Genomic DNA, 24036 nt, shown 5'->3' with positions numbered 1-24036 from the left:
ACTTTTCCAACTCAGGAGTACACCATGTTGCGATATTTACCCCTTCTTCTGGCCTTCGGCAACAGCGTCCACGCGGGCGAACTGGACGGCGTTACCACCGCCATCGAAGCGGGCGACTTCAAGCAGATCACCAGCGTCGTGGTGGCACAGCATGGGAAGCTGCTCTACGAACACTACTTCGACAAGGATGGCGCGGACAGCCTGCGCAACACGCGCTCGGTTGGCAAGACGGTGGCGGGCATGCTGGTCGGCCTGGCCATCGAGCGCAAGCTCTTGCGCACCGACACTCCCGTGCTGCCCTATTTTCCGGAACTGCGCCCGCTGGCCCATGCCGACCCGCGCAAGGACAAGATCACGGTCGAGGATTTCCTGACCATGAGCTCGCTGCTCGAATGCGACGACGACAACCAGCATTCGCGCGGCAACGAAGAGCGCATGTATCTGGTGGAAGACTGGAGCCGCTTCGTGGCGGACCTGCCGATCCGCGGCTTTCCCGAATGGCAGCCCCGCCCCGAGCAATCGCCGTATGGCCGCGCCTGGAGCTATTGCACGGCCGGCGTCACCCTGCTGGGACCGCTGCTTGAAAAAGTGAGCGGCCAGCGCGTGCCGGACTTCGCGGCCGCCAACCTGTTCAAGCCGCTGGGCATCGACAAGGTGAAATGGCAATTCCAGCCCAAGGGCAGCGCCATGACGGGCGGCGGCTTGCAGCTGCGCAGCGTGGACCTGATGAAGCTTGGCCAGCTCTACCTCGACGGCGGGCGTTGGAATGGCCAGCAGGTGATGCCGGCCGACTGGGTCAGGCGCTCGATCGTGCCGCATGCCAACGCGCGCGAAGGCATGGACTATGGTTACCTGTGGTGGCTGCAACCGTTCACGGCGAATGGCCGCACGGTGCAAAGCTATGGCATGGCGGGTTCGGGCGGCAATAAAGTGCTCGTATTGCCGGAACTCGATGCCGTGGTCGTCATCACCACGACCAACTTCCAGGTGCGCGATGCCCATGGACTCAGCGAAAAATTGCTGACCAAGCTGATCATGCCGGCATTGATGCGCCCCTGAGCACCCGTCATTTGACGGACGTCAGATACGCCCGCAAGCCATGCGTGAGCACAAAGGGGAAAACGCTCGCATGGTCTTCATCCTCGAAGACGCGCAAGCGGCTTGTCAAGCCGGGGAACTTGCGCGATTTCAACTTACCATCGAATTCGCGCAAGTCGGCCACCATATCGGCATCTTCCTCCGAACGCGAACGCTTCTTGCCCGCCGCCAGCTTTTCCAGGCTGCCGATGCCGAAGAACACGGACGCCGGCAAGTCCTTGTGGCTGGCCGCATACGCCTGTTCGCGGTCGAACATGACGCCGGCGTCGTACCACAGCGACGGGCTGCCGAGGATGTAGTGCTCGAAGGTGCGCGGTTGCGTCAGCAAAAATTGCAGACCCAGCAGGCTGCCGTAGGAATGGCCAATGAACACCTTGCGCTGCATGTTCACGCGATAATTACTGGCGATAAAGGGAAACACCTCGCCCGAGACGAACTGGCCATACGCCTTCGCTTCGCCGAACGCCGGCTGCCGCCCCGGCATGTCCGAGCGGTACTCATGCTTGCGCGGCGTGGTGGGCGTGTAATCGCGGCGGCGGCTGTACACCCCGCCATCGCCATTGGCATACGACAGGCCGACCACCACCACTTCTTCCATCCCCGCATGCTTGTTCAGGCGCTGCGCGATATTGCGCACGATGGCGAACGAGTAATTGGCGTCCACGACGAACAGCACCGGATAGCGTTTATTTCCCTGCCGATAGGAATCGGGCAAGGCGACATACAGCTGGTAATCGCGCTTCAAGGCTTGCGCACGGATGTCGCGCACTTCCGTATTCTCAAGAACGTAGCTGGCGGGGGCGGCCAGGGCGCTGACGGCCAGGCAGCACAGGACGATGAACAGACTGAAAGGCTTCAAGCTGGTTTCTTTCATTGAGGTAAGTTACTTCGCCGCAGCCGCCGTCAGCTGCACCAGCTTGCGTTCGACAAACGCCTGCAATTGCGGCGACAGTGTTTGCAAGCCCTTGGCCCGCTCGAACGCCTGGCGCGCCTGGGCAGGATGGTTGTCGGCCTGCAAGGCGATGCCGAGACCCATCCACCAGACGCTGTTGTCGGGCGCCGTCTGCAGAGCCAGCTGGTAGTGGTCCGCCGCTTCGCGGTAGCGCTGTTCGCGCTGCAGCACGCCGGCCAGGAAGGCGTGGTATTCGCCGTTGTCGCTGGCGTACGGCAGGCTGCGCGTCAGGGTATCGAGAGCGACCGCGCCGCCGTTGGGCTTGTCCAGCTGCAAACGGGCCAGCATCATCGCTTGCGCCGGCTGTTTCGGGTCCAGCGCCAGGCTCAGCTGCAACTGGCGCGCTGCTTCGTCTGGGCGCTGCGCTTCCAGCAGCAGGCGCACCAGGGTTTCGCGCGCACCCTGGTGGCGCGGATCCAGCTGCAGGGTCTGCTGCAAGGCCAGCATGGCGTCGGACACGCGGCCATCCTGCAACTGCGCCAGCGCGCGCCGGTATTCATTCTCCACGCGCTGCTGCGGCGTGACTTGTTTTCCGTCGATGATGCGCTCGCTGGCGGCCAGTACCGGCGTTTTCACCACGGGCGCGGCGGCACGCTTGGCGGGTTGCTCCGTGATGCGGCGCATGTCGGCGGCACGCAGCCTGGCTGGCGCGACCGTCTCCTCGGCCTGGAACACGGGTTCGGGTTCCGCCGCCACGACAGGCTCCGCTGCGGCGACCACCACTGGCACGGGAGCAACGGCCGCAGGCACGGGCGCCGATACTGGAAGCAACACCGGCGTGCTGGCCACATTGACCAGCACGGGCGGCACGGCCGGGCGCTTCAGGTAGACCCAGCCCAGGGCAATGGCGGCGGCCGTCAGGCCGGCCGCGCCGCCGAAGACCAGCGCGCGCGAAACGCCCCGCTCGCGTTCGGGCACGGAGCGGATGCCGGCCGCGTCGCCGCGTCCATCGGGGGTGCCGCGGGCATCGAGGTCTTGCAACATCTTGTTAATCAGGCTCATCTACAGGCTCATCTTCGTCATCGGTTCAATAAAGTCCAGCTCGCGCCGCAGGCGGCGGCCAGCACGCCAGCGCCTGCCAGCCATGGCCACGGCCGTTGCCACAAGCGGCGCGGCTTGCTGGCCAGGGTGTCGCTGGCGGCTAGCGCCACGTGGCGCCCGCTCACTTGCTGCCGCCCTTCGCCATACGCCACCATCAGCGCCTTGTGCGCCATGATGTTGATCAGGCGCGGAATGCCGCCGGAAGCCCGGTACAGCTTGCCCACGCCGCCACGGCTGAACAGGCGCGCGCCATCGAAACCGGCCACGCGCAGGCGGTGCGCCACATAAAAATCCACGTCGTCGCGGCACAAAGGTCCCAGGTGGTAGTGAAAAGTGATGCGCTGCGCCAGCTGGCGGATTTCCGGCAGGGCCAGCTTGACGTCCAGTTCCGGCTGGCCGAACAGCACGATTTGCAGCAGCTTGCGCTTTTCCGTTTCCAGATTCGTCAGCAAACGCAAGGCTTCGAGGCTGTCGACGGGTATCGCCTGCGCCTCGTCCAGGCATAGCAGCACGCGCTTGCCCTGCGCCGCCAGGTTGAGCAGGCGCAAGTTGAGGGATTTGAGCAGTTGATGCTGATCAGCATCTTTCTCCAGCAGCACATCGAGGTCGTCGGCCAGCGCCAGGATCAGCGAACGGGGCGGCAAGTTCGGATTCGGGATGTAGGCCGTGACGAAGTCCGGTCCCAGCGACTGCATGAACTTGCGGCACAAAAAGGTTTTACCAGTGCCCACCTCGCCAGTGATCTTGATGAAGCCCTCGCCATTGCGCGCCGCCACCAGCAAGGTGTTGAGCGCCTTTTGCGACTGCGGGCCGTTGAAAAAGAAACTGGTATCGGGCGTGAGGCCGAACGGCGCCTCGCGCAAGCCGAAATGGGCCTGGTACATTTAGCGCCGCTCCGACGGACGGCGCGGGTCGAGCGCCTCGATGCGCTTGCCCGAATCGAGCAAGTCCTCGTTCCAGCTATTGGCGCCGTCGACGATGGTCGGCTTGATCAGCACCACCAGCTCGCGCTTCTGGATCACCTGCCCCGTGTTGCGGAACAGCGCGCCCAGCACGGGAATATCGCCCGCGCCCGGCACTTGCGAGCGGTCCGCCGTGGTGGCCTGGCGCATCAGGCCGCCGATGGCGACGATACGGCCATCCTGGCTGCGCACCATGCTGTCCATCTCGGACGTGCTGGACGCGGCCAGCGGCAGTTTCAGCGAACCGGCACTGCCCAGGTCGATTTCCTTGCTGATGGTCGACACCTGGCTGACGGACGGGTGCACGTGCAGGATGATGTTGCCATCCGCATCGATCTGCGGCGTCACGTCCAGCACCACGCCGGAAAAGAACGGCTGCAAGGTCACGTTGGGACTGGTCGTCGCGCCGCTGGCCGTCGTATTCGTCGTGGTCGACACGCCCGTCACGTAAAACTCGTCCGTGCCGATCTTCAGCACGGCCTTCTGGTTGTTCATGGTGGCGATACGCGGGCTCGACAGCACGTGCACGGAGCCTTGCGATTCCAGGAAGGAAATCATGGCCGCGAAATTGGCCGTCTGGAAAGCCAGGCCGAACATGGAACCGGCCGCGTTCGCCGCCGAGCTGAGGCCGAAGCCGCTGCTGGCCGTCAAGCCGCTGCCATTCGTCATGTTGGGCGGCTGGCCGCCGTTGAACGGCAGCGGCGCCAGGCTGCCGCCCGGCTGGATGAAGCCGGTCGAGATGCGGTTCGTGTGGCCGCTCTTGATCGAGGCGAACGAGGCCCAGTTGATGCCCGTCTGCGTGTTGTTGTTGAGTTCGACTTCGAGGATTTTCGCTTCCAGGATCACCTGGCGGTCGACGGACAGCTGCGTGGCCTTCAAATACATGTCGACATTGCGCAACTCGTCCGGCATGGCGCGGATGACGATCACGCCCGACTGCGGGCTGAGCACCACTTGCCGGCCGCCTTCGGTGCTGCCGACGATGGCTTCCAGCGCCGCTTTCAATTCCGGCCAGAAATCCGCCGTGGACGAAGTGGTCAGGTTGCTGCTGTCCAAGGTGCGGCCGCCCTGGCCGCTGTTCGTTTGCTGGTTCTGCTCGTTATTCTGGTTATTGCCCTGATTGTTACTGCCGCTATTGCCCGAACCGCCCGAGTTGGTCGAGCCGACCGAACCGACCGACGTCGACGACACGCGCAGGTTGGAACTGCCGCGGCGCGCGCCCGTCAGGTAATTGACGTGGAACAAACGCGTCTGCATGGTCAGGGGCTTGATGTAGATCTGCGTGCCCTCGACCTTGTAGTCGTAGCCGTACAGTTCGCGCACGGCGTCGAGCGCCTGGAACAGGGTCACGTCCTTCAGGTTGGCGGAAATCGTGCCGCCGATGTCGGGATGGACCAGCATGTTGTAGCGCGTGCCGGCCACGATGGAAGTGAAGAACTGGCGCGCCGGCACATTGTTGAAAGCCACGTTGAAGCGCTCGTCGAGCGCGGCGCGGGCCTTCGGCAATTGCTGGGCCAGGGCCGCCACGGGCGGCAGCAGCGCCGCTTCCACGGCGTCCGGCTGGGCCGCTGGCGCCGTGGTGGCCGCCGCGCCCTTGACGGCATCGGTGATCGCATTATAGGTATCGCGCTTGACGGGCGCGACATTGCAGCCGCCCAGGCCCAGGCTGACGCTGATGACAGCCGCCATCGTACTGATCTTGAACATGCTCGCCTTGTGTTGATTGAGTTGCTTGGCCACTTCTTCTACTCCTGCTTGCTGCCGGTCTTGCTATCGGTCTTGCGATCGGCCTTGTTATCGGTCTTGCTGCTCGGGTACAGCTTGAAGGTTTCCAGTGATTTGCCACGCCGCAACAATACGGCCGTGTCGCGGATTTCCGTCACCACGGCGCCGCCCACCTTGCTGCCGACCCTGACCGTCTGGCCATCGATGACGGCCAGGCGGCGTCCGCCCGGCTGGGTGGAGATGAGCACCGACTGCAGCTGCGGCCGGGCCGCGACGGCGGGCGCGGTACTGGCGGGCGCCCACAGGGCGGCCGGCGGGCGCGTCGGATCATCGAGCGCCTGCGCCTGCGCGCCCGGCCATGCCAGGTGCAGCGTCAACCCCAGCGCCAGGGAAAGCGCCGGCAGCGCGCGGCCAACGGTCAAAGTGCGATCCATGTATCGTCCATGCTGAGGGTATGTAAGGTCAGGGTCAGGGTGGCGTTCGGGTAGCTGGCGGCGTCCAGGTGGGCGGCGCCCCAGAAGACGCGCGTCGGCATCGCTTGCAGCGCCTGCATGTATTGCACCATGTCGGCATAACTGCCTTGCAGCACCACTTCCACGCCATGCTGATGCAGCAGGGGCGCCGGCGCCGCCTTGGCCGCCGCATCGCCGTTCGCGGCATCGGTCTGGCGCGCACCCACGGCGCTGGCGGGCAAGGTTTTCAGCGACACCACGCGCAGTCCGGCGTGCTGGCGCAGCAAGTGTTCCAGCAAGGTCACCATGCGCTCGGGCGCCACCAGGCCGTGCTGCTTCTGGCGCAGCGCCTGCGCCAGCGATGCCGTTTCCGCCTGCAGTGCCACCAGGCGCGCGCGCGCTTCCTGGTCGGGATCGGTGGCGTGGGACAGCATGGTCAGCTCGATTTCCTTGTCGGTGGCCGTCAACAGGCTTTGTTTTTGCGCAATGCTCGCCTCCAGCGCGGCGCGTTTCGCCAGCAGGGGATTAAAGCTCATGAAATAAAACACGAACAGCACGGCGGCCGCACCGGCGCCGAACACCATCAGCCGCTCGCGCAGGCTGAGGGCGTCGAAGGCCGTGGCCCATTTTTTCAGCAAGGGCAGCATCAGCGTGTTCCTCCCGCAACAGGTTTGGGCGGCGCGGCTGGCCCGGCCGCGCGGTCGGCCGACTGCAGGCTGAACGCGATATAAGGCAGGCTGGACGCCTTGCCCTCGGCCACGGCCGGGGGCTGGGGCTGTGGCTGGCCGATGTCGAGGCTGGCGAAGCTCTTGCCTTTCAACACTTCCTGCTGGCCCAGGCGCGTGATGTAGGCAGGCAGCAGCGACGCGTGCAAGGCGCGGCCCTGCAAGCCGAAGTCATTGCCGGCGCCGGTGATGCCCACGCCCGTCAGCCATACGCCCTCGACCCTGGCCTGCGCCAGCTCGCGGAAATAGCCGGCATAGCCGGCATAGCCGAGGGTATTGCCCAGCTTGCCGCTTGCCAGCACGCCAGACGCATCCTGCAGCAACTGGCGCTGCGCCTCGACGGCCGCCAGTTCCTGCGCCAGGGCCGGATCTTTCTTGCGTGGCGGAAAATCGCGCAAGATCTGGTCACGCTTCGCCTCGCCTTGCGCCAGCGCTGCCTTGACGCCCGCTTCGCGCTGCTCCAGGCTGGCCATTGCCTGCTGGGCCAGCACGCCCGCGGCCAGCAAGACCAGCGCCAGGCCGCCCAGGCCCAGGCCGGCCGTGCGCGCCGACATATGGTGTTTTTTCAGTTCAAACTGGGGATTGAACAGATTGATCTGCTGGCTCATGCGCCCTTCCCTTCGTGCTTGCCCGGGTGCTGGCCAACCTCGCGCAAGGCGGCGCCGATGGCCAGGAAGTAGCGCGCCTGCATGGCGGGGTCGCGCAGCTCGGCGGCCTGCGACAGGTCCAGCACCGTGGCCAGGTCCAGTTGCTCGACCGGCATGTAGAGATTGTCGGCCAGATACGCGTGCAAGCCATCGCTGGCGCCCGTCATCAGCATCAGACGGGCCAGCGAAATGAAATGGAACTGGCGGTCGAAGTGGTCGAACGAGCGCTGCAGTTCCAGGGTGACGCGGTCGTAATACTGGCTGGCGTCGGGCGACTGCAATTGTGTCAGGGTCACGTCGATGCGGCGCGCCTGGTACAGCTCGCCATTGAAGCTCATGGTCAGCAAGCCGCCGTCGCCATCGAAAAACAGCACGGCGATGCCGCGTCCCGGTGTTTCCAGCAAGGTGGCGATATTGCGTTGCGCCATCTCGGGGATATCGATCACGGACAGGCCGATCTTGCATTCGGCGTACTGCGCCTGGCGCCGCGACACGGCGCTGTTGCGCGCCGCCACGGCAAACACGCTGCTGCCCCGCTGGGTGCCGTTCGGATCGCCGGGGATGTCGAACACGTCAATGGTGGCCTCGGCCAGGGGGAAGTCCAGCATATCCTTCAGGCGCCAGCCCACGGCCGTTTTCAGTTCCTCGCGTGGCACGGCCGGCGCTTCCAGCGACAGCAACTGGTACTCGCCGCCGGCCAGCACGCTGGTGCAGTGGCGCGCGGTCGCCTGCAGCTCCTTGCCCAGTTTTTCCAGCACCTCGGCCGGCGCCGGCCGCGCAGCCGCCTGGTAGCTGGCGCCCCGCACGCGCGGCATGCCGTCGGCGGGACGTTCGACAACGACAGCGCTGACGCCTTCGCGGCCAAACGCCGTGGCCAGCCATCCATCGTACTTCTTTGCTCTTGCGAATAAACCCATGCGAACTATCCAGTGTAAGTGCCTGCCCGATCTTGTCGCGCAGATAATGCATCCAGCCAATTTTAATTCATGAAGCCAACTTTATTGTGTAAAAACAATAAATTAGCGATCTTTTTTTCATGCAGTTGACCTTACTGCGACAGCACGGCTTGCAAACGGCGCTGGACGTAATCGGCGTTATTGCCCGCGTTCGGACAGCGCGGCTCGACCGAGGCCGGCTGATTGCACGCCGTGGCCGTGATGGTCCAGCTGGTCAAGGTAGCGGGCGCCGTGGCCGCGCTGCATTGCACGGTGACGCTGAACGCTGATAGTGTCGTGCCCGCCGGCAAGCTGAACGTGGTACCGCCGATGCATGCCGCGCCGGTGGTCAAGCCGGCGGCGATCTGTTTCTGCAAACCCCACTCGAGGCCGGCGCGGGCAGCCTGCTCGGCGCGCACGCCCTGCACGTCCATGGCCGATTCCGTCTGCTGGAAGGTGGAAATATTCACCATCACGGCCGCCAGCGCGGCGAACACCACCAGCAGGAAAATGGCCGTGACAAGGCTGAAACCGCGCATGCGGCGTGCACGGTAGCGCAACAAGCGCGTCATGGCGTATTCCTCGCCTGCACCTGTTGCACCAGGCGCAGCACGCCCGTATTGCTGTTCGCCGCACCCAGGCTCAGGTCAATATTTACCAGGCCCCGCTGCACGTTGGCCAAAATGCCATAGCTGAAACGGCAAGCCGTCACCTGGCGCGCCAGCTGGGTACCCTTCGCCGCCAACAATGGCGCGCTGCCAGCCACAACCGGCTGGATGGCCTGGATGGCATAGCCGGCGTAACGGGTCAGCGTGCCGGTTCCCAGATCGCACGCATAGGTGACGGGCGTCGACACCACCTGGAAGCGGTTCGATGGCGACGGCAGCGGCGCCGGCGCCGTCGTGAAAGGATAGCTGCCGAGCGTGACGACACTGCCGGACACGCCCGTCACGGCCGCGCGGTTGCAGCCATTCGCCGCGCTGCAGGCATAGGCATTGTTCGGCGCGTACTCCGTGCCCAGGTTGTAGACGACGATCTGGTCGCCCACGTTGATCGCCTGGCGCGCGCCCAGCGCATTGGCGGGCATGGCGCCGACGACGGTGAAGGTCAATGGAAGGCTGGGGTCGGGAGGGGTATCAAAGCTCAGCACATTGCCCGGCGCGGCCGCATCGCTGTCGCTCAGGTAGCGCCCGCCCGTCTTGGTCAGCAGCAACTCCAGGAACAGGCCGTTGTTCGACACGCGCACGCTGTTGGGCAGTGCCAGGCGCACGTCGCGCGTCAGGCGGCGCGCCGCCGTATCGGCCGTGTCGGCCAGTACCGCGCGCGCCGCGACATCCATATAGCCTTGCACGGGCACGCGGATGAAGACGGCGACCATGGCGCCGATGATGCCCGTGATGACGATCACGATGACCAGCTCGACAAGGGTAAAGCCGCGCGCAAGGCGCCGGGCATTGAGGAATTTTTTCATGGGATACTGTTCGGCGCGTAGCGCACGCGGTAGCCGTCAAGCACGATCTGCTGGTCGGCATATGGCACCGTCACCTGGATACGCAGACCTTCCGTGGCGGGCAAGCCGTTCAGGGCTGCCTGGGTGATAACCACAGAGGCAACGTATGCCTTGGCGGAGCCTGCAGCCCAGACGGCGCCCTGCGCATCCGTCTTGTACTCCGTGGCCGCGCCATACGCGCTCACGTAATCGTTGACGTTGTCGAAAGGCCGGCCCGCGCCGTTCGCTTCTTCCCCCGGTCCTTCCGGGACGGTGCAGCTGGCCGGGCTGGTCGCCGTTTGCGCGGCCGGGTCTTGCGGGTCGCAATAGGTAAACCGCGCCAGCTGGATTTCTTCCAGCATGCCTTCGGCAATCGCCAGCGCCTGCTTGCGCAGCTGCGGATCGGCGCTGTGCTTTGTCGTCAGGCTCATTACGCCGAGGATGGCGGCCGAGGCCAGGCCGACGATGACGATGAACAGCACCAGTTCGATCAGGGTCACGCCGCGCTCGCGCCGGCGATGCTGGCTAATGGACATAGCCCGTTTCCCCTTCAACCGTGACGGTGCGCGTCAGGCCGTTGCTCTGGATGCTGATTTGCAGCGGGCCAGGGAAGGTCGATGCGTCAGGAAACACATTGGTCAGCGCATATGGCTGGCCCAGCGCGTCGAAATAAAAACTTGCCGACTTGACGGGATCAGTGGACATGGTCACGCCGGAAGGACGGCCTTCGCACAGCCAATTGCTACCCAGGCAATGCTGCAGCGTCTCCTTGCTGCCGCTGTTGCTGCCCGTGGGCGGCACCACCTTCTGCTCATCGCTGCAGCCGGTGTCGAAGCACAGGGCCACCTTGTTGGCGTCGATGCGGACAAACACGGCACGGTTTTGCGCCACCGCAAGCTTTTGCCCGTAGCGCACGATATTCGTCACCTGGTCGGCAAAACCGCGCGCGTCAAACGTGTCGCGCTGGAAAAACCGGTTGACGGCAAAGGTCGCCAGCAAGCCCGCCAGCACCAGCACGGCCACCAGTTCGATCAGGGTGAAGCCGCGCGCAGCCGTACGCGGCAGGGGGCGTGGCGGCCCTGCGTGGCGATGCGGAAAAGCTGTCGGTGACTGCTGCAATGGATGGCCCGTAAAAAAGCCCAACGGGCTGGCGCCTGGGGTTGGGCTGGTGGTGCGCAAGGAAAGCCGGGCGTGGCCTGACTTTCCTTGCAGAGTGCTCAGATATTAATTGCAGGTCGTGGTGCTTGCTTCGACCGTAATCTTCGGCGCGTCACCTGCCTTGGTCGGAGCAACGTACGTTACCGTGCATGTCGCGCGGGTTGCATCGGGCTTCACGACACCACCTGCGAACTTGTAGTCTGGGTCGGTCAGGCCAGCCGCATCGATGATGCTGTCGGCAGTCGGATAGCCATAAATACCTGCGATATCCTTGCCTTCCATCTTCGCGCTGGTAACACCTGAAGCATCGGCAACCGCGCCGCCGACCAGCCACTGGGCATGATACAGGGCCGCGCCCGCCTTGACGGCGCCAGCGGCCGCCTGCATCTTGGCCACGCGCGCATCGGTCGACATGTCGATAAATTTAGGAATCGCCGTGGCGGCCAGGATGCCGAGGATCACGATGACGACGATCAGTTCGATCAGGGTGAAACCTGCCTGGGCGCCGCTTTTCATACTACGTAAAGACTTGTTCATTCTTGCTTTCTCCAAAATCAAATAAAAACATCAAAACCAACGCCATGAAACTGTCGCCGCACCGGACCAGAAAGCGCCTCAGTTTGCTACCGAGTCCGGCGATTTCCACACCACGATATCGGGTTCCTGGGCGAGCTTGTCAAGATCGGCGTCTGCTCGTGGCAAGGTTACCTTAAATTTCACTGACTCAACCCCTTTAGCGGGAAAAATATTGCCATTACTAAACAAATAGATGATTTTTTGCTCTTTTTTATCGTACAACCAGTTCCCGGCTTGCAATTTTTCAAGATCCGGATGCGCGAACTCGCCCAGGTAATTGGCCGGCTTGTCGACCAGCCAGTCGAACGGGTTTTGCCGTGCCAGCGCCGGCAACTGGTCGCGCCGGTCGGCCAGGTACAAGTGCAGCACCTGCACCCGCAAGCTGGTGCGCAGGACGCCCAGCATCTGCGCCACGGCCACCTGCTGCGCCTGCTGCTGGTAATAGCTGACCCGGTTCAAGAAAACGGCCATCAGGATGGCGAACACGCCCGCCACCACCGCCAGCTCGAACAAAGTAAAACCGCGCTGGCGCAACGTTTTTGCCATCAGTGCAGGGCCGCCCGGCCCAGATCCCAGATCGGCAGGAAGATGCCCAGCGCCAGCACCAGCACCATGGCGCCGAGGAAGACGATCAAAATCGGCTCGATCTGCGCCGACAGGGTTTTCAGCTCGTAATCGACTTCGCGCTCGTACATGTCGGCGATCTCGTCCATCAGGTCGTCGAGCGAACCGGATTCCTCGCCCACGGCGATCATCTGCAGCACCACGGGCGTAAACACGTTGGCCGCCACCGAGGTGCGCAAGATGCTTTCGCCCCGCTCGACGCCGTCGCGCATCTGCTCCACGCGCGCGCTCAAATACGTGTTGTCGACCGTTTGCGACACCACCGTCAGCGCCTGCACGATGGGCACGCCGCTCGTGCTCGACAGGGCAAAGCTGCGCGCGAAGCGGGCCATCGTGCCCTTCAGGATGATCTTGCCGGCGATCGGCAGGCGCAGCTTGGCGCGGTCCCATTTGTACAAGCCCTCTTTCGTGCGCAGCCAGGCGCGCCAGCCGAAAAAGCCGCCCGCGCCCAGCATCAGCAGCAGGGGCCAGTACGCCACCGTAAAGCGCGAGGTGCCGATCAGGATGCGCGTCATCAGGGGCAGTTCCGCGTGGAAGCTGGCGAACACCTTCTCGAACTGGGGAATGACGAAGATATTCACCACCACCATGGCGGCCAGCATGGCGAAGACGACGAAGGTCGGGTAACGCGTCGCCGTTTTCACGCGCGCGCGCATGTCGCGGTCGAATTCCAGGTGGTTGAACAGGCGCAAAAACACTTCATCGAGGCGCCCCGTCATTTCGCCCACGCGCACCATCGACAAATAAAACGGCGTGAAGATGGCCGGGTGGCGCGCCATGGCGGCCGACAGTTCGCGGCCCGCGTCGAGCGACTCGCGCACATCCTTGATGATGCGCCCGAACGCGGGGCTGATGGCGGACTCCTGCAAGCCGGCCAGGCCGCGCATGATGGGCACGCCCGCCTTGAGCAGGGTGTACAGCTGGCGGCTGAACAGCTGCACGTCCATGGGCGTGACTTTTTTCTCGGTCAGCCTGGCCCACCAGCCCAGCTGGTTGGCGCCGGCCTTCGTCACCGTCTGTTTGGTGGCGCTGATGTCGACGGGCGTGCTGCCGCCCGCCATCAACTGGTCGGCCACGGCGCCGCTGTCGGCCCCTTCCATCACGCCGGTCAGCAGTTCGCCGCTGGCGCTGCGCGCCTTGTAAGAGAAAAACGGCACCTCAATCCTCGCTCTGGTTGCTGATACGCATCGCTTCCATCACCGTCGTGCGGCCTTGCACCACCAGCTGCACGGCGTGGCGGCGCAGGGTCTCGCCCGCCATCTGCGCCGTCGCCACCTTCATGAAGTGCGATGGATCGGCATGGTTGGCGGCGTCGGCCACGGCGCGCGTGATCTCCAGCAATTCGTACACGCCCGTGCGGCCCCGGTAACCCATGCCGTTGCAATGCGAGCAGCCCTTGCCGTGGAAATACTGGTTGCGCTCGACCAGCTCGCCCAGTTCCAGGCGCAGCCATTCGTATTCATTCGGCGTGGGCTGGTACGGCGTGCTGCAGCTTTCGCAGATCACGCGCACCAGGCGCTGCGCCAGCACGGCTTGCAGCGAACTGCCCACCATGTAGCGGGGCACGCCCATGTCCATCAGGCGCAGCGGCGTGCTGATGGCGTCGTTGGTATGCAGGGTCGACAGCACCAGGTGACCCGTCATGGCGGCGCGCAAGCCGATCTGCGCCGTTTCCTGGTCGCGCATCTCGCCGACCAGCACGATATCGGGATCTTGCCGCAAGGCCGAACGCAACACCCGGGCAAAGTTCAGTTCGATCTTCTCGTTCACTTGCACCTGGTTAATGCCCGGCAAGCGGTATTCGACCGGGTCTTCCACCGTGATGAGCTTTTTTTCCACGGAATTGAGCTCGGACAAGGCGCAGTACAAGGTCGTCGTCTTGCCGCTGCCGGTCGGCCCCGTCACCAGCACGAGGCCGTTCGGACGGCTGACGATGGCGCGGAACTGCGCCACCAGCTGGGGCGGCATGCCGATGGCGTCCAGGCGCAAGGTCGTGCCGCCCTGGTTCAGCAAGCGCATCACCACCGATTCGCCGTACTGCGTTGGCATGGTGGAAATACGCACGTCGATGCGCTGGTTTTTCACGCGGATGGCGAAGCGGCCATCCTGCGGCAAGCGCTTCTCGGAAATATCGAGGTCCGACATCAGTTTTAGCCGCAGCGCCAGCGAACTGGCGATCTTGCTGTCCGCTTCCGTCTGCAGGTGCAGCACGCCGTCGATGCGGAAGCGGATCTGCAGCCGGCCTTCCTGCGGCTCGATGTGGATGTCCGAAGCGCGCACCTGCGTGGCATCCTCGAACACGGATTGCAGCAGCTTGACGATGGGCGCCTCTTCCAGGCCCGGATTAGCAGCCAGCGCGCCAAAGTCGACGGACACATCGCCCAGGTCCTGCTCCAGCTCGCGCGTCAGCGTGGAAATATCTTCCGTGCGGCGGTAGATGCGGTCGATGGCGGCCAGCACTTCCGTTTCATTGACAACGGCCAGCTCGATATGGCGCTTGACCAGACGCGAAATTTCATCGTAAGCGAACAGGTCCGTCGGATCGGACATGCCGACCAGCAAGCCCTCGCGGCGGTCTTCCAGCACCAGCGCGCGGAAACGCCGCGCCTGGGTTTCCGGCAGCAGCCGCACCAGTTCGGGATTGATGTTGAAAAACTTCAGATTGATGTAGGGAATGTCGAGCTGGCGCGCCAGCGCGCCCGAAATCTGCTCTTCCGTGACGAAGCCGTGCTCGACAAAAACGCGGCCCAGCTTGCGCCCCGAACGCTTCTGTTCCGTCAAGGCCTGGCCCAATTGTTCTTCCGTCAGCAGTTTCTGCTGCACCAAAATTTCACCGAGCCGGACTTTCTCTGGCCTTGCCATGCTTGCTCCTCGACAGATTCTTCAGACGATGCGCGCCAGCGGCGCGCGCAGGTATTTTATTCCAGAACCTGTTGTTTCTTAAAGAAAATACATTGCGTGGCTTGATTTTCGCGCATTTCGACACTCTGCAAGGAAACACTTGCCGCCCGCCAGCACCCATGGCAATAATGGCGGCCGTACCCCGCCTTGCCTGCCGCCCCTTGCCCCTATGAACGCCTGCGCCATCGAGTTCCACAACGTGCATCTGCAACTGGCGGGCAGCGCCGTGCTGCGCGGCGTCGACCTGCAGGTGCGCACGGGAGAACTGTTCGGTCTGGTCGGCGTGAATGGCGCGGGCAAGACATCGCTGCTGAAATGCCTGCTGGACTTTTGCGCGCCCGAGCGGGGAAACATCACCATCTTCGGCCAGCCGCACCGCCACGGCGCGGCGCGCCAGCCCCTGTCGTTTCTGCCGGAACGCTTCCAGGCACCCCATTACCTGACGGGCGGCGACTTCCTGCGCTACCTGGCGCGCCTGCACAAGGTGCCCCCCGATGCGCAGGCGCTGCAGCAAACCCTGGACGCGCTGGAACTGGCGCCAGACGCCCTGCTGCGCCCCGCGCGCGACTATTCAAAAGGCATGATGCAAAAGCTGGGACTGGCCGCCTGCTTGCTGTCGGGCAAGCAGCAACTGGTGCTCGATGAACCGATGAGCGGACTCGACCCGAAGGCGCGCGCGCAATTCAAGCAAGTGCTGCGGCAAGCGCGCGCGCAAGGCCGCGGCGCCCTGCTCACTTCGCATGCGCTGGCCGACGTGGAAGAATTGTGCGACCGCATGGCCATCCTGCATGCGGGCCGCATCGTGTTTACAGGTACGCCCGCCGAATGCCGCGCCCGCCATGGTGGCGCCGAAGACGCCAGCCTGGAACAGGCTTTTCTCAATTGCATCGCGACATGAACGCCCCTGTCTCCGCGCCGCACGCCGCCAGCCCCAGCGGCTACGCGCCCGCGCCGCACGGCATGTATCTGCGCCATTTCGGCTTGCGCACGGCGCCGTTCGGCATCACGCCGGACCCGGCCTTCTTTTATCCCGGCAATACACGGGGCGAACTGCTCGATGCGCTGCTGTATGCCGTCACGCAAGGCGAAGGCATCATCAAGCTGACGGGCGAAGTGGGCAGCGGCAAGACCATGTTGTGCCGCATGCTGGCCGAGCGCCTGCCGCCCCATGTTGACGTGCTGTACCTGCTCAATCCCCGCCTGGAGCCGGACGACGTGCTGCACGCCATCGCCGCCGAACTGGGCCTGGAACTGGACGGATGCCGCGCCGATGCCGTGCTGCGCGCCCTGCACGGCGAGCTGATCACCCGGCATGCGGCGGGACGGCAGGTGGTGCTGCTGGCCGAAGAAGCGCAAGCCATGCCGGGCGCCACGCTGGAAGCGCTGCGCCTGCTGACGAATCTGGAAACGGCCAGCCACAAGCTGCTGCAAATCGTCCTGTTTGGCCAGCCGGAATTGCAGCACACCCTGGACTTGCCGCAGTTCCGCCCATTGAAGGAACGCATCACCCACAGTTTTAGCGTGCCGCCCCTGCCGCTAACCTTGCTGAGCGACTATCTGGCATGCCGCCTGAGCGCCGCCGGCCGCATGGCGCCACTCGTCTTCACGCCGGCCGCACTGCGCCGGCTGGCGCGCGCCGCGCAAGGCATCGTGCGCAGGGTCAACATTTTGGCCGACAAGGCCTTGCTGGCCGCGTTTGCTGACGATGCACAGGAAATCAATGCGCGCCACATGCGCCTGGCCATTGCCGACAGCCCCTTTTACCGCGCGCCCTGGCATGCGGGCAAGCTGCTGGCGGGCGCCTTGAGCGCGCTGATGCTGCTGCTGGCCACGGCGCTACTGTGGCAATGGCTGGCGAGCAGCCCGGGCAAGACAGCGGCGACCGCCAGGACGGCCCCGCCGGCAAGCCAGGCATTCCAGGCATCGCAGGCATCGCAGGGACATGCCACCACGCCCGCCGACGCGCACCCAGGCGCGCTGCAGGCAGCCGCGGCGCGCGCACCGCTGCCAGCGCCATCCACGCTGCTCGACAGCAAGCTGGCCGAATCGCGCGACTGGCTGGACCGCCAAGGGGCACAGCAACTGGTGCTGCAGATCGCCAGCCTTCCCGCCACCGAGACGGCTGCGGCGGAAACCTTCCTGCAGCAGGCGCAGCAAGCCACAGGCCTGCGCGACCTCCACGTGTTTCGCCTGCCTGGCGGCGCGCCCGCAAGACGCCGCGCAATACCTCCGCCGCGCGCCTGCTCATCGTCTACGGCAGCTTTGCCGACCAAGCCGGCGCCGAAGCCGTGCGGGCCAGGCTGGCCCCGGCATCGCCACAGAAAATATTGCTGAGCGACATAGATAGTATCCGCACGGAAATGAAAGCCATGATCGCGGCAAAAACGGGGCGTGGCGCCCCCTGACTTTATTTCCGCATATTGCCTCCCGGGCCTGCACAGCCGATTGCTTTTAAGCGATCATGCTGGGTAAAATTACAAAAGCACAACACGACTCCAAGGGCGAACTTTTCATGACTCAACACCCTATTCCTGTGCTGGCCTCCTGGGTCGCCCTCGCCTGCAGCACCACGCTGGCCGGCTGCGCCACGCATCAAACGCCGCTGTCTCCGGCCCACCTCAATGCCGCGCCCGTTCCCACCGGCGTCATTCCCGAACCGGTGCAGCAAAGCAGCGCGCTGGCCGCGCCCTTGCCGGCGCCCAAAGTGGAAACCTACAGCGTCACCGTGCACAAGGTGCCCGTGCAATCGCTGCTGTTTGCGCTGGCGCGCGACGCGGGCATGAATATCGACATCCACCCGCAAATCGAAGGCAGCGTCACCCTGAATGCGCTGAACCAGACCCTGCCGCAACTACTGGCGCGTATCGGCAAGCAAGTCGATATGCGCTACGAAATCGAGGGCAAGAACCTGACCGTCCTGCCCGATGCGCCCGTGTGGCGCAATTACAAGGTCGATTACGTCAACATGGCGCGCAGCACCAACAGCAGCGTGAATATCGCCACGCAAATCTCCACGGCGGGCGGCGGGTCGAACAACGCCAGCAACCCCGTGGGCGGGACGCAGGGCAGCGGCGGCAATGGCAATAACAATTCGACTACCCTGGTCGTGAATCGTTCGGAAAATAATTTCTGGTACAGCCTGGAAAAGAATATCCGCGACCTGCTGCGCGAGACCACGCTCAACGACGTGCAGGTGGACCCGCTGGCGCAGCTGAACCAGCAATTGACGAGCATGCCCGGTCAACAAGGACAGCAAGGACAGCAAGTCCAGCCCGGCCAGCAGCAGAATCAGGCCGGCAATCAATACGGCGGCCAGGCGCCGATGCAGACTGGCGGCCAGTATGCGCCAGGCCAGCAGCAGGCGCCCATCCAGAACGCGAATCCCGGCCAGCCGCTCGACGCGAACGGCATGCCGCTGCTGAAACTGGCCAACAAGGGCAGCCCCTCGTCCGTCGTCGTCAACGTGGAAGGCGGCCTGATCGCCGTGCGGGCCACGGGGCGCCAGCATGAAAAGATCGCCGAATTCCTCGACGCCGTGTTGCACAGCGCCAAGCGGCAAGTGCTGATCGAGGCGACCATCCTCGAAGTGCGCCTGAGCAATGAATACCAGCAGGGCATCAACTGGTCGCGTCTGACAGGCAGCCTGCAACTGCGCCAGGGGCAAGTGGGCACGGCGGGCCTGTCCAGCGGAGTCACGCCCGGCTCCACGCCCGGCATCTTCGTGCTCGATTACCTGAAGGACAGTTTCAAAACGACCATCCAGCTGCTCGAATCGTTCGGCAAGGTGAAAGTGCTGTCCAGTCCGAAGATCAGCGTGCTGAACAACCAGACGGCCATGCTGAAGGTGGTCGACAACAATGTCTTCTTTACCATCAAGGTGACGCCCGCCGTGATCAGCTCGACGGGCACCATCACCACGCCGGCCACGTATGAATCGAAACTGGAAACGGTGCCCGTCGGCTTCGTCATGAGCGTCACGCCGCAGATTTCCGACAGCGATGAAGTCACCCTCAACGTGCGCCCCACCATCACGCGCATCGTGGGCTACGTGCAAGACCCGAATCCGGCCCTGGCCACGGCCAACGTGCAAAGCCGCGTGCCCGTGATCCAGGCGCGCGAGCTGGAATCGATCATGAAAGTGGGCAATGGCCAGATCGCCGTGATGGGCGGCCTGATGCAGGATTCCATCGACAACGCCAGGGATGGCGTGCCCGGCCTGTCCAGCCTGCCCGTCGTGGGCAATTTGTTTACCTACCGCAATGAGGCAAGCAGCAAGACGGAACTGGTGATCTTCATGCGCCCCGTCGTCGTCAAGGATGCCAGCGTCGAGGGCGATTACCGCGCTTACCGCTACCTGCTGCCCGGCCAGGCGCCGCTCAACAGCCAGCCCTACACGGATGGCCCGCCGGCGCCGGCCGTCCGGCCGCAGGCGCGCCTGCAGGGAGATTTTCCATGAGCTTGCTGATGCAGGCGCTCAAGAAAGCCGAGCGCGCCAAACAGAACAGCCTTTCCGACGAGGAACTGGAAAAGCCGTCCGAAGCCTACGACCAGGTGCTGGAACTGGCGCCGGCCGACGCCCTGCCGCCCCCTGCCACGCCTGCCGCGCCATTGGCACCGCCGCCCGCGCCGACTGCCAGCACCTTGCGCCTGGAACCGCTGGCGGACGCACCCGCGCCGCAGCCCGAGTCGAGTAGCGCGCAGCCTGGTCCGCCTCCCGAACCGCCACGCGCGCGCCCAGAACCGCCCGCCCGGCCACGCGCCAGCCGCAGCAATCCGCCGCCGAAAGGTCCCACCGGCCCCATCAGCGTCGACCCGGCCACCGTGCGCCTGGCCGTGCTGCTGGCGATATTGCTGCTGGTGGCTGGCTCGATGGCGTACTGGTACTGGCGCGCCAGCACCAGCCCCGGCGCGGGCGCCAGCCTGCCCGGCGTGCCCATGCCGCTGACGGACGCTCCGGGCGCGGCCGGCGTTGCCGGCCCCGTGCTGGTGCTGCCGGCCACGGGTGCCGCGCCGACGGACGCCATGACGCCTGCCGCACTGCCGCCCGACTATCCGCGCGACGCGCGCCAGCAGACAGCTGCGGCGGACCAGCAGGCGATGATCCAGGCCGCCGTGGCGGCGCAGTTGGCGCAGCTGGCCCCGCCCGCGCCACCGAGCCTGCCACCGCTGGCCGCGCCCGACAATAGCCAGATCCAGGTGCAGCGCAGCGTGGCCGCGCCACAAATCAACCCCGGCGTGCAGCAAGCCTACCAGGCCTTCAACGGCGGCCAGCTGGGCCTGGCTCGTCAGCAATATGAAACGGTGCTGCGGCAGGATGCGAATAACCGCGACGCGCTGCTGGGCCTGGCGGCCGTGGCCCTGCGCGAGCAACAAGGCGCGCAAGCGGCGGCCCTGTACGTGCGTTTGCTGGAAATCAATCCCGACGATGGCGAAGCGCTGGCCGGCCTGATCGGGCTGCGCCAGGGCGACGTGGCGCAGAGCGAAACAAGGCTCAAAGCCATCCTGGCGCGCAGCCCCGACAGCGCCCCCGTGCTATTTGCACTGGGCAATGTGTACGCCAAGCAGCGCCGCTGGAACGAAGCGCAGCAGCAATTTTTCCGCGCCTATGGCGCCGCGCCCGGCAATCCCGACTATGCCTTCAACCTGGCCGTGGGCCTGGACCGGCTGAACCAGCCCCGGCTGGCCGCCACGTATTACCAGCGCGCCCTGAGCCTGGCGCAAGCGGCGCCGGCCGCCTTCGACCAGGCCGTCGTGCAAACGCGTTTGCGCGAATTGACGGCACCTGCGGCCACGGCAGAGCCGGCCACCATCCCACCCCGTCAGGAATAAGCATCACATGGCAGAACAGGCAAAACTTCCCCTCGGCAAGCTGCTGATCCAGAAAGGTGTGATCAGCGAAGACCAGCTGCGCATCGCCCTGATCGAGCAGCGGCGCAGCAGCGAGCCGCTGGGCAAGCTCTTGATCACCCTGGGTTTTGTGACGGAAGCGACCGTGCGCGAGGCGCTCAGCGAAAACCTGAAACAGGTCAGCGCCGATCTGTCGAGCCTGGTGGTCGACGCCATTGCATTAAAACTGATCCCGAAGGACGTGGCCAAGCGCTACCGGGTCTTTCCTATCGTCTACGAACGCCAGGCGGACAACCTGATCCTGGCCATGGCCGACACCAGCAACATCGTCGCGCTCGACCAGATCAGCGCCATGCTGGTCAAGGGCATTACGATTTCCACCGTGCTGGTCAACGAATCGGACATTTCGCGCGCCATCGACCAGTACTATGGTTTTGAACTGTCGATCGACGGCATCCTACACGAGATCGAAACGGGCGAAGTCAGCTATCAAAGCATGGCCTCGCCATCGGACGAGTACAGCCAGCCCATGGTGCGCCTGATCGATGCGCTGCTGGCCGATGCGGTGCAAAACGGCGCCTCGGACATCCATTTCGAGCCGGAACAGTCGTTCCTGCGCATCCGCTACCGCATCGACGGTATCCTGCGGCAAATCCGCAGCCTGCACAAATCGTACTGGCCGGCCATGGCCGTACGCCTGAAGGTGATGTCGAACATGAATATCGCCGAGGCGCGCGCGCCGCAGGATGGGCGCATCAGCATCAAGTTTTCCGGGCGGCAAATCGACTTTCGCGCCTCGGCGCAGCCCACCACGCATGGCGAAAACGTCGTGCTGCGCGTGCTGGACCGGCAAAAAGGCATCGTCCCGCTCGATGCCCTGGGCCTGGCCGAAGCGGAGCTGAACTTGCTGAAACTGATGATCGCGCGCCCCGACGGCGTGATCCTCGTGACGGGCCCGACGGGCAGCGGCAAGACCACCACCCTGTATTCGATACTCAACCATATCAATACGGAAAGCGTCAACATCATGACCCTGGAGGATCCGGTCGAGTATCCGATGAACATGATACGCCAGACTTCCGTCAACGAATCCGTCAAGCTGGGCTTTGCCGACGGCATCCGCTCGATGATGCGGCAAGACCCGGACATCATTTTAGTGGGCGAGATCCGCGACCGCGAAACGGCGGAAATGGCCTTTGCCGCCGCCATGACGGGCCACCAGGTGTATTCCACCCTGCATACGAGCTCGGCCATCGGTTCCGTGGCGCGCTTGCTCGACATCGGCATCCTGCCCGACATCATGGCTGGCAACATCATCGGCATCGTGGCGCAGCGCCTGGTGCGCCGTTTGTGTCCGCACTGCAAGGAAACGGTGATCGCGGACGCCATCGAGCGCCGCCTGCTGGGCCTGGTCCCGGACGAGGCGCCCGTGTCCATCTGCCGCGCCGTCGGTTGCGAGCGCTGCGCCCACCAGGGCTACAAGGGCCGCCTGGCCATCATGGAAATCCTCAAGATGACGGCCGAACTCGATGAATTGACGGCACGCCGCGCCAGTTCGCGCGAATTGAAGAATGCGGCGCGCGCAGCCGGCTTCAAGGGCATCGTCGACGACGGCATGCGCCGCGTGATGGAAGGCGTCACCACCCTGGAAGAAGTGGGCCGCGTGGTCGACCTGACGGAAAGGCTGGCCTGATGGCGCAATATGTCTACCGCGCCATGGATGCCGCCGGCGCGCTGATTCCCGGCAGCATGGAGGCGGCCAACGTGCCGGATCTGGAAGCGCGCTTGCACCGCATGCAGCTCGACTTGATCGACTGCAAGATCACGGGGCAGTACCTGGTGTTGCTGGGCAAGCGGGTCATCCACCGGCGCGACCTAATCAATTTCTGTTTTCACATGGAGCAATTGACGGGTGCGGGTGTGCCCATCCTGGAAGGCTTGAATGACTTGCGCGAAAGCACGGACCACCCGCGCCTGCGCGAAGTCGTCACGGATCTGATCGAAAGCATCGAAGGCGGCCTGCCCCTGTCGGGCGCGCTGGCCCAGCATGGCGACATCTTCGACGCCACGTTCACCAGCCTGATACTGGCGGGCGAACAGAGCGGCAGGATCGCCGACGTCTTCAAGAACCTGTCCGAAAGTCTGAAATGGCAGGACGAGCTGGCCTCGCAGACGCGCAAGATCGTCATGTACCCCGTCATCGTGGCCATCGTCGTGGCGGCCGTGACGTTTTTCCTGATGATCTATCTGGTCCCTCAGCTGACGGCCTTCATTCGCAACATGGGCGGCGAGCTGCCGCTGCACACGCGCGTGCTCATTGCCGTGTCGAATGTGTTCATCGCATACTGGTATCTGCTGCTGGCCTTGCCCGTGCTGCTGTTTTTCGGTCTGCGCGCGCTGATCCGCCGCAGCGAGGCGGCCCGCTATGCCTGGGATGGCTTAAAACTGCGGCTGTGGCTGATCGGCCCCGTGCTGCACAAGATCATCCTGGCCCGCTTCGCCACGTTTTTTGCGCTGATGTATGCCTCCGGCATCACGATACTCGAATGCATCCGCCTGTCCGAAGGCATCGCCGGCAACCAGGTGGTGGCGGCCGGTCTGCGCCGCGCCGCCCAGCTGATCAGCGAAGGCCATGGCGTCACCGCCGCCTTCCAGCATACGGGCATCTTTCCGCCGCTGGTGATCCGCATGCTAAAGGTGGGCGAGGCCACGGGTTCGCTGGACACGGCCTTGCGCAATGTCAGTTACTTTTACAACCGCGAAGTGAAGGAATTGATTGAAAAAGTGCAAGCCATGATCGAGCCGGCCATGACGGTCATCCTGGGCTTGCTGCTGGGCTGGATCATGCTGTCGGTACTGGGGCCGATCTACGACACCATCAGCACAATCAAAACCTGAGGCCGC

General features: G+C 64.3%; 23 protein-coding genes. 7 read left to right on the top strand and 16 right to left on the bottom strand.

The features are described 5' to 3' along the window. Positions 1 to 24 precede the first annotated feature (24 nt). A complete protein-coding gene (locus ACPJXG_RS11385; protein ID WP_425254304.1) occupies positions 25 to 1059 on the top strand; it encodes a serine hydrolase domain-containing protein in 1035 nt (344 codons plus the stop codon). A gap of 7 nt (positions 1060 to 1066) precedes the next feature. Here the strand turns inward: ACPJXG_RS11385 and ACPJXG_RS11380 are convergent, their stop codons facing one another. The 16 genes from ACPJXG_RS11380 to ACPJXG_RS11305 form a co-directional block, all read right to left on the bottom strand. Then, positions 1067 to 1957: an alpha/beta hydrolase gene (locus ACPJXG_RS11380; protein WP_425254303.1), complete on the bottom strand. Its 891-nt coding sequence runs from the start codon at positions 1955 to 1957 to the stop codon at positions 1067 to 1069. Positions 1958 to 1981: 24 nt separating this feature from the next. Further along, positions 1982 to 3052, bottom strand: coding sequence for a tetratricopeptide repeat protein (locus ACPJXG_RS11375; protein ID WP_425254302.1), 1071 nt, complete (start codon positions 3050 to 3052; stop codon positions 1982 to 1984). 17 nt (positions 3053 to 3069) lie between these two features. After that, positions 3070 to 3975 (bottom strand): ExeA family protein, encoded by a 906-nt coding sequence (locus ACPJXG_RS11370; protein ID WP_425254301.1) that lies wholly within the window; start codon positions 3973 to 3975, stop codon positions 3070 to 3072. After that, positions 3976 to 5760, bottom strand: a complete 1785-nt coding sequence (gene mshL, locus ACPJXG_RS11365; RefSeq protein WP_425254300.1) for a pilus (MSHA type) biogenesis protein MshL — start codon at positions 5758 to 5760, stop codon at positions 3976 to 3978. It lies immediately after the preceding gene. A gap of 38 nt (positions 5761 to 5798) precedes the next feature. Next, positions 5799 to 6212: an MSHA biogenesis protein MshK gene (locus ACPJXG_RS11360; protein WP_425254299.1), complete on the bottom strand. Its 414-nt coding sequence runs from the start codon at positions 6210 to 6212 to the stop codon at positions 5799 to 5801. Continuing rightward, positions 6197 to 6877, bottom strand: coding sequence for a type II secretion system protein GspM (gene gspM / locus ACPJXG_RS11355; protein ID WP_425254298.1), 681 nt, complete (start codon positions 6875 to 6877; stop codon positions 6197 to 6199). Before gspM ends, ACPJXG_RS11360 begins: the two co-directional genes overlap by 16 nt. Then, complete coding sequence (locus ACPJXG_RS11350) at positions 6877 to 7563, bottom strand: MSHA biogenesis protein MshA (protein ID WP_425254297.1); 687 nt, start codon at positions 7561 to 7563, stop codon at positions 6877 to 6879. Before ACPJXG_RS11350 ends, gspM begins: the two co-directional genes overlap by 1 nt. Further along, positions 7560 to 8519 (bottom strand): agglutinin biogenesis protein MshI, encoded by a 960-nt coding sequence (locus ACPJXG_RS11345; protein ID WP_278316227.1) that lies wholly within the window; start codon positions 8517 to 8519, stop codon positions 7560 to 7562. The genes ACPJXG_RS11350 and ACPJXG_RS11345 overlap by 4 nt, the downstream gene beginning before the upstream one ends. A gap of 131 nt (positions 8520 to 8650) precedes the next feature. Beyond that, entirely contained in the window at positions 8651 to 9109 is a 459-nt protein-coding gene (locus ACPJXG_RS11340) for an agglutinin biogenesis protein MshP (protein WP_425254296.1), read from the bottom strand. After that, entirely contained in the window at positions 9106 to 10008 is a 903-nt protein-coding gene (locus ACPJXG_RS11335) for a prepilin-type N-terminal cleavage/methylation domain-containing protein (RefSeq protein ID WP_425254295.1), read from the bottom strand. The genes ACPJXG_RS11340 and ACPJXG_RS11335 overlap by 4 nt, the downstream gene beginning before the upstream one ends. Then, entirely contained in the window at positions 10005 to 10562 is a 558-nt protein-coding gene (locus ACPJXG_RS11330) for a type IV pilus modification PilV family protein (RefSeq protein WP_425254294.1), read from the bottom strand. Before ACPJXG_RS11330 ends, ACPJXG_RS11335 begins: the two co-directional genes overlap by 4 nt. Beyond that, a complete protein-coding gene (locus tag ACPJXG_RS11325) occupies positions 10552 to 11205 on the bottom strand; it encodes a pilus assembly FimT family protein (RefSeq protein WP_425254293.1) in 654 nt (217 codons plus the stop codon). The genes ACPJXG_RS11330 and ACPJXG_RS11325 overlap by 11 nt, the downstream gene beginning before the upstream one ends. A gap of 45 nt (positions 11206 to 11250) precedes the next feature. Beyond that, a complete protein-coding gene (locus ACPJXG_RS11320) occupies positions 11251 to 11721 on the bottom strand; it encodes a type II secretion system protein (RefSeq protein ID WP_425254292.1) in 471 nt (156 codons plus the stop codon). A gap of 78 nt (positions 11722 to 11799) precedes the next feature. Beyond that, positions 11800 to 12306: a type II secretion system protein gene (locus ACPJXG_RS11315; RefSeq protein ID WP_425254291.1), complete on the bottom strand. Its 507-nt coding sequence runs from the start codon at positions 12304 to 12306 to the stop codon at positions 11800 to 11802. Beyond that, entirely contained in the window at positions 12306 to 13541 is a 1236-nt protein-coding gene (locus tag ACPJXG_RS11310) for a type II secretion system F family protein (protein WP_425254290.1), read from the bottom strand. Before ACPJXG_RS11310 ends, ACPJXG_RS11315 begins: the two co-directional genes overlap by 1 nt. Before the next feature lies 1 nt (position 13542). Beyond that, positions 13543 to 15246, bottom strand: coding sequence for a GspE/PulE family protein (locus ACPJXG_RS11305; protein WP_425254289.1), 1704 nt, complete (start codon positions 15244 to 15246; stop codon positions 13543 to 13545). 139 nt (positions 15247 to 15385) lie between these two features. Here ACPJXG_RS11305 and ACPJXG_RS11300 point away from each other — a divergent pair, with 139 nt between their 5' ends. The 6 genes from ACPJXG_RS11300 to ACPJXG_RS11275 all read left to right on the top strand — a co-directional run bounded on the left by ACPJXG_RS11300 (position 15386) and on the right by ACPJXG_RS11275 (position 24030). Beyond that, the gene (locus tag ACPJXG_RS11300; RefSeq protein ID WP_425254288.1) at positions 15386 to 16183 is read left to right on the top strand and encodes an ABC transporter ATP-binding protein; all 798 of its coding nucleotides are present in this window, start codon (positions 15386 to 15388) and stop codon (positions 16181 to 16183) included. Further along, complete coding sequence (locus ACPJXG_RS11295; RefSeq protein WP_425254287.1) at positions 16180 to 17619, top strand: ExeA family protein; 1440 nt, start codon at positions 16180 to 16182, stop codon at positions 17617 to 17619. The genes ACPJXG_RS11300 and ACPJXG_RS11295 overlap by 4 nt, the downstream gene beginning before the upstream one ends. A gap of 178 nt (positions 17620 to 17797) precedes the next feature. Beyond that, entirely contained in the window at positions 17798 to 19741 is a 1944-nt protein-coding gene (locus ACPJXG_RS11290; protein ID WP_425254286.1) for a type II secretion system protein GspD, read from the top strand. Then, entirely contained in the window at positions 19738 to 21114 is a 1377-nt protein-coding gene (locus ACPJXG_RS11285; protein WP_425254285.1) for a tetratricopeptide repeat protein, read from the top strand. Before ACPJXG_RS11290 ends, ACPJXG_RS11285 begins: the two co-directional genes overlap by 4 nt. Positions 21115 to 21121: 7 nt before the next feature. Then, positions 21122 to 22825 carry a GspE/PulE family protein gene (locus ACPJXG_RS11280; protein ID WP_099403086.1) on the top strand — a complete coding sequence of 568 codons (1704 nt, stop codon included), beginning with the start codon at positions 21122 to 21124 and terminating at the stop codon, positions 22823 to 22825. After that, complete coding sequence (locus tag ACPJXG_RS11275) at positions 22825 to 24030, top strand: type II secretion system F family protein (RefSeq protein WP_425254284.1); 1206 nt, start codon at positions 22825 to 22827, stop codon at positions 24028 to 24030. The genes ACPJXG_RS11280 and ACPJXG_RS11275 overlap by 1 nt, the downstream gene beginning before the upstream one ends. Positions 24031 to 24036 lie beyond the last annotated feature (6 nt).

It is taken from the genome of Janthinobacterium sp. NFX145, assembly GCF_049810325.1.
In the GTDB taxonomy this organism is placed as follows: domain Bacteria; phylum Pseudomonadota; class Gammaproteobacteria; order Burkholderiales; family Burkholderiaceae_D; genus Janthinobacterium; species Janthinobacterium rivuli.
This window is presented reverse-complemented; position numbering and strand designations above follow the sequence as displayed.

Bases quoted from the DNA above. Each gene is read 5' to 3' on its own strand.
- gspM (WP_425254298.1), bottom strand. From the start codon at position 6,877: ATGCTGCCCTTGCTGAAAAAATGGGCCACGGCCTTCGACGCCCTCAGC.
- ACPJXG_RS11285 (WP_425254285.1), top strand. From the start codon at position 19,738: ATGAGCTTGCTGATGCAGGCGCTCAAGAAAGCCGAGCGCGCCAAACAG.
- ACPJXG_RS11370 (WP_425254301.1), bottom strand. From the start codon at position 3,975: ATGTACCAGGCCCATTTCGGCTTGCGCGAGGCGCCGTTCGGCCTCACG.
- ACPJXG_RS11330 (WP_425254294.1), bottom strand. From the start codon at position 10,562: ATGTCCATTAGCCAGCATCGCCGGCGCGAGCGCGGCGTGACCCTGATC.
- ACPJXG_RS11345 (WP_278316227.1), bottom strand. From the start codon at position 8,519: ATGGGTTTATTCGCAAGAGCAAAGAAGTACGATGGATGGCTGGCCACG.
- ACPJXG_RS11375 (WP_425254302.1), bottom strand. From the start codon at position 3,052: ATGAGCCTGATTAACAAGATGTTGCAAGACCTCGATGCCCGCGGCACC.
- ACPJXG_RS11280 (WP_099403086.1), top strand. From the start codon at position 21,122: ATGGCAGAACAGGCAAAACTTCCCCTCGGCAAGCTGCTGATCCAGAAA.
- ACPJXG_RS11360 (WP_425254299.1), bottom strand. From the start codon at position 6,212: ATGGATCGCACTTTGACCGTTGGCCGCGCGCTGCCGGCGCTTTCCCTG.
- ACPJXG_RS11385 (WP_425254304.1), top strand. From the start codon at position 25: ATGTTGCGATATTTACCCCTTCTTCTGGCCTTCGGCAACAGCGTCCAC.
- ACPJXG_RS11340 (WP_425254296.1), bottom strand. From the start codon at position 9,109: ATGACGCGCTTGTTGCGCTACCGTGCACGCCGCATGCGCGGTTTCAGC.
- ACPJXG_RS11335 (WP_425254295.1), bottom strand. From the start codon at position 10,008: ATGAAAAAATTCCTCAATGCCCGGCGCCTTGCGCGCGGCTTTACCCTT.
- ACPJXG_RS11320 (WP_425254292.1), bottom strand. From the start codon at position 11,721: ATGAACAAGTCTTTACGTAGTATGAAAAGCGGCGCCCAGGCAGGTTTC.
- ACPJXG_RS11315 (WP_425254291.1), bottom strand. From the start codon at position 12,306: ATGGCAAAAACGTTGCGCCAGCGCGGTTTTACTTTGTTCGAGCTGGCG.
- ACPJXG_RS11305 (WP_425254289.1), bottom strand. From the start codon at position 15,246: ATGGCAAGGCCAGAGAAAGTCCGGCTCGGTGAAATTTTGGTGCAGCAG.
- ACPJXG_RS11295 (WP_425254287.1), top strand. From the start codon at position 16,180: ATGAACGCCCCTGTCTCCGCGCCGCACGCCGCCAGCCCCAGCGGCTAC.
- ACPJXG_RS11275 (WP_425254284.1), top strand. From the start codon at position 22,825: ATGGCGCAATATGTCTACCGCGCCATGGATGCCGCCGGCGCGCTGATT.
- ACPJXG_RS11290 (WP_425254286.1), top strand. From the start codon at position 17,798: ATGACTCAACACCCTATTCCTGTGCTGGCCTCCTGGGTCGCCCTCGCC.
- ACPJXG_RS11350 (WP_425254297.1), bottom strand. From the start codon at position 7,563: ATGAGCCAGCAGATCAATCTGTTCAATCCCCAGTTTGAACTGAAAAAA.
- mshL (WP_425254300.1), bottom strand. From the start codon at position 5,760: ATGTTCAAGATCAGTACGATGGCGGCTGTCATCAGCGTCAGCCTGGGC.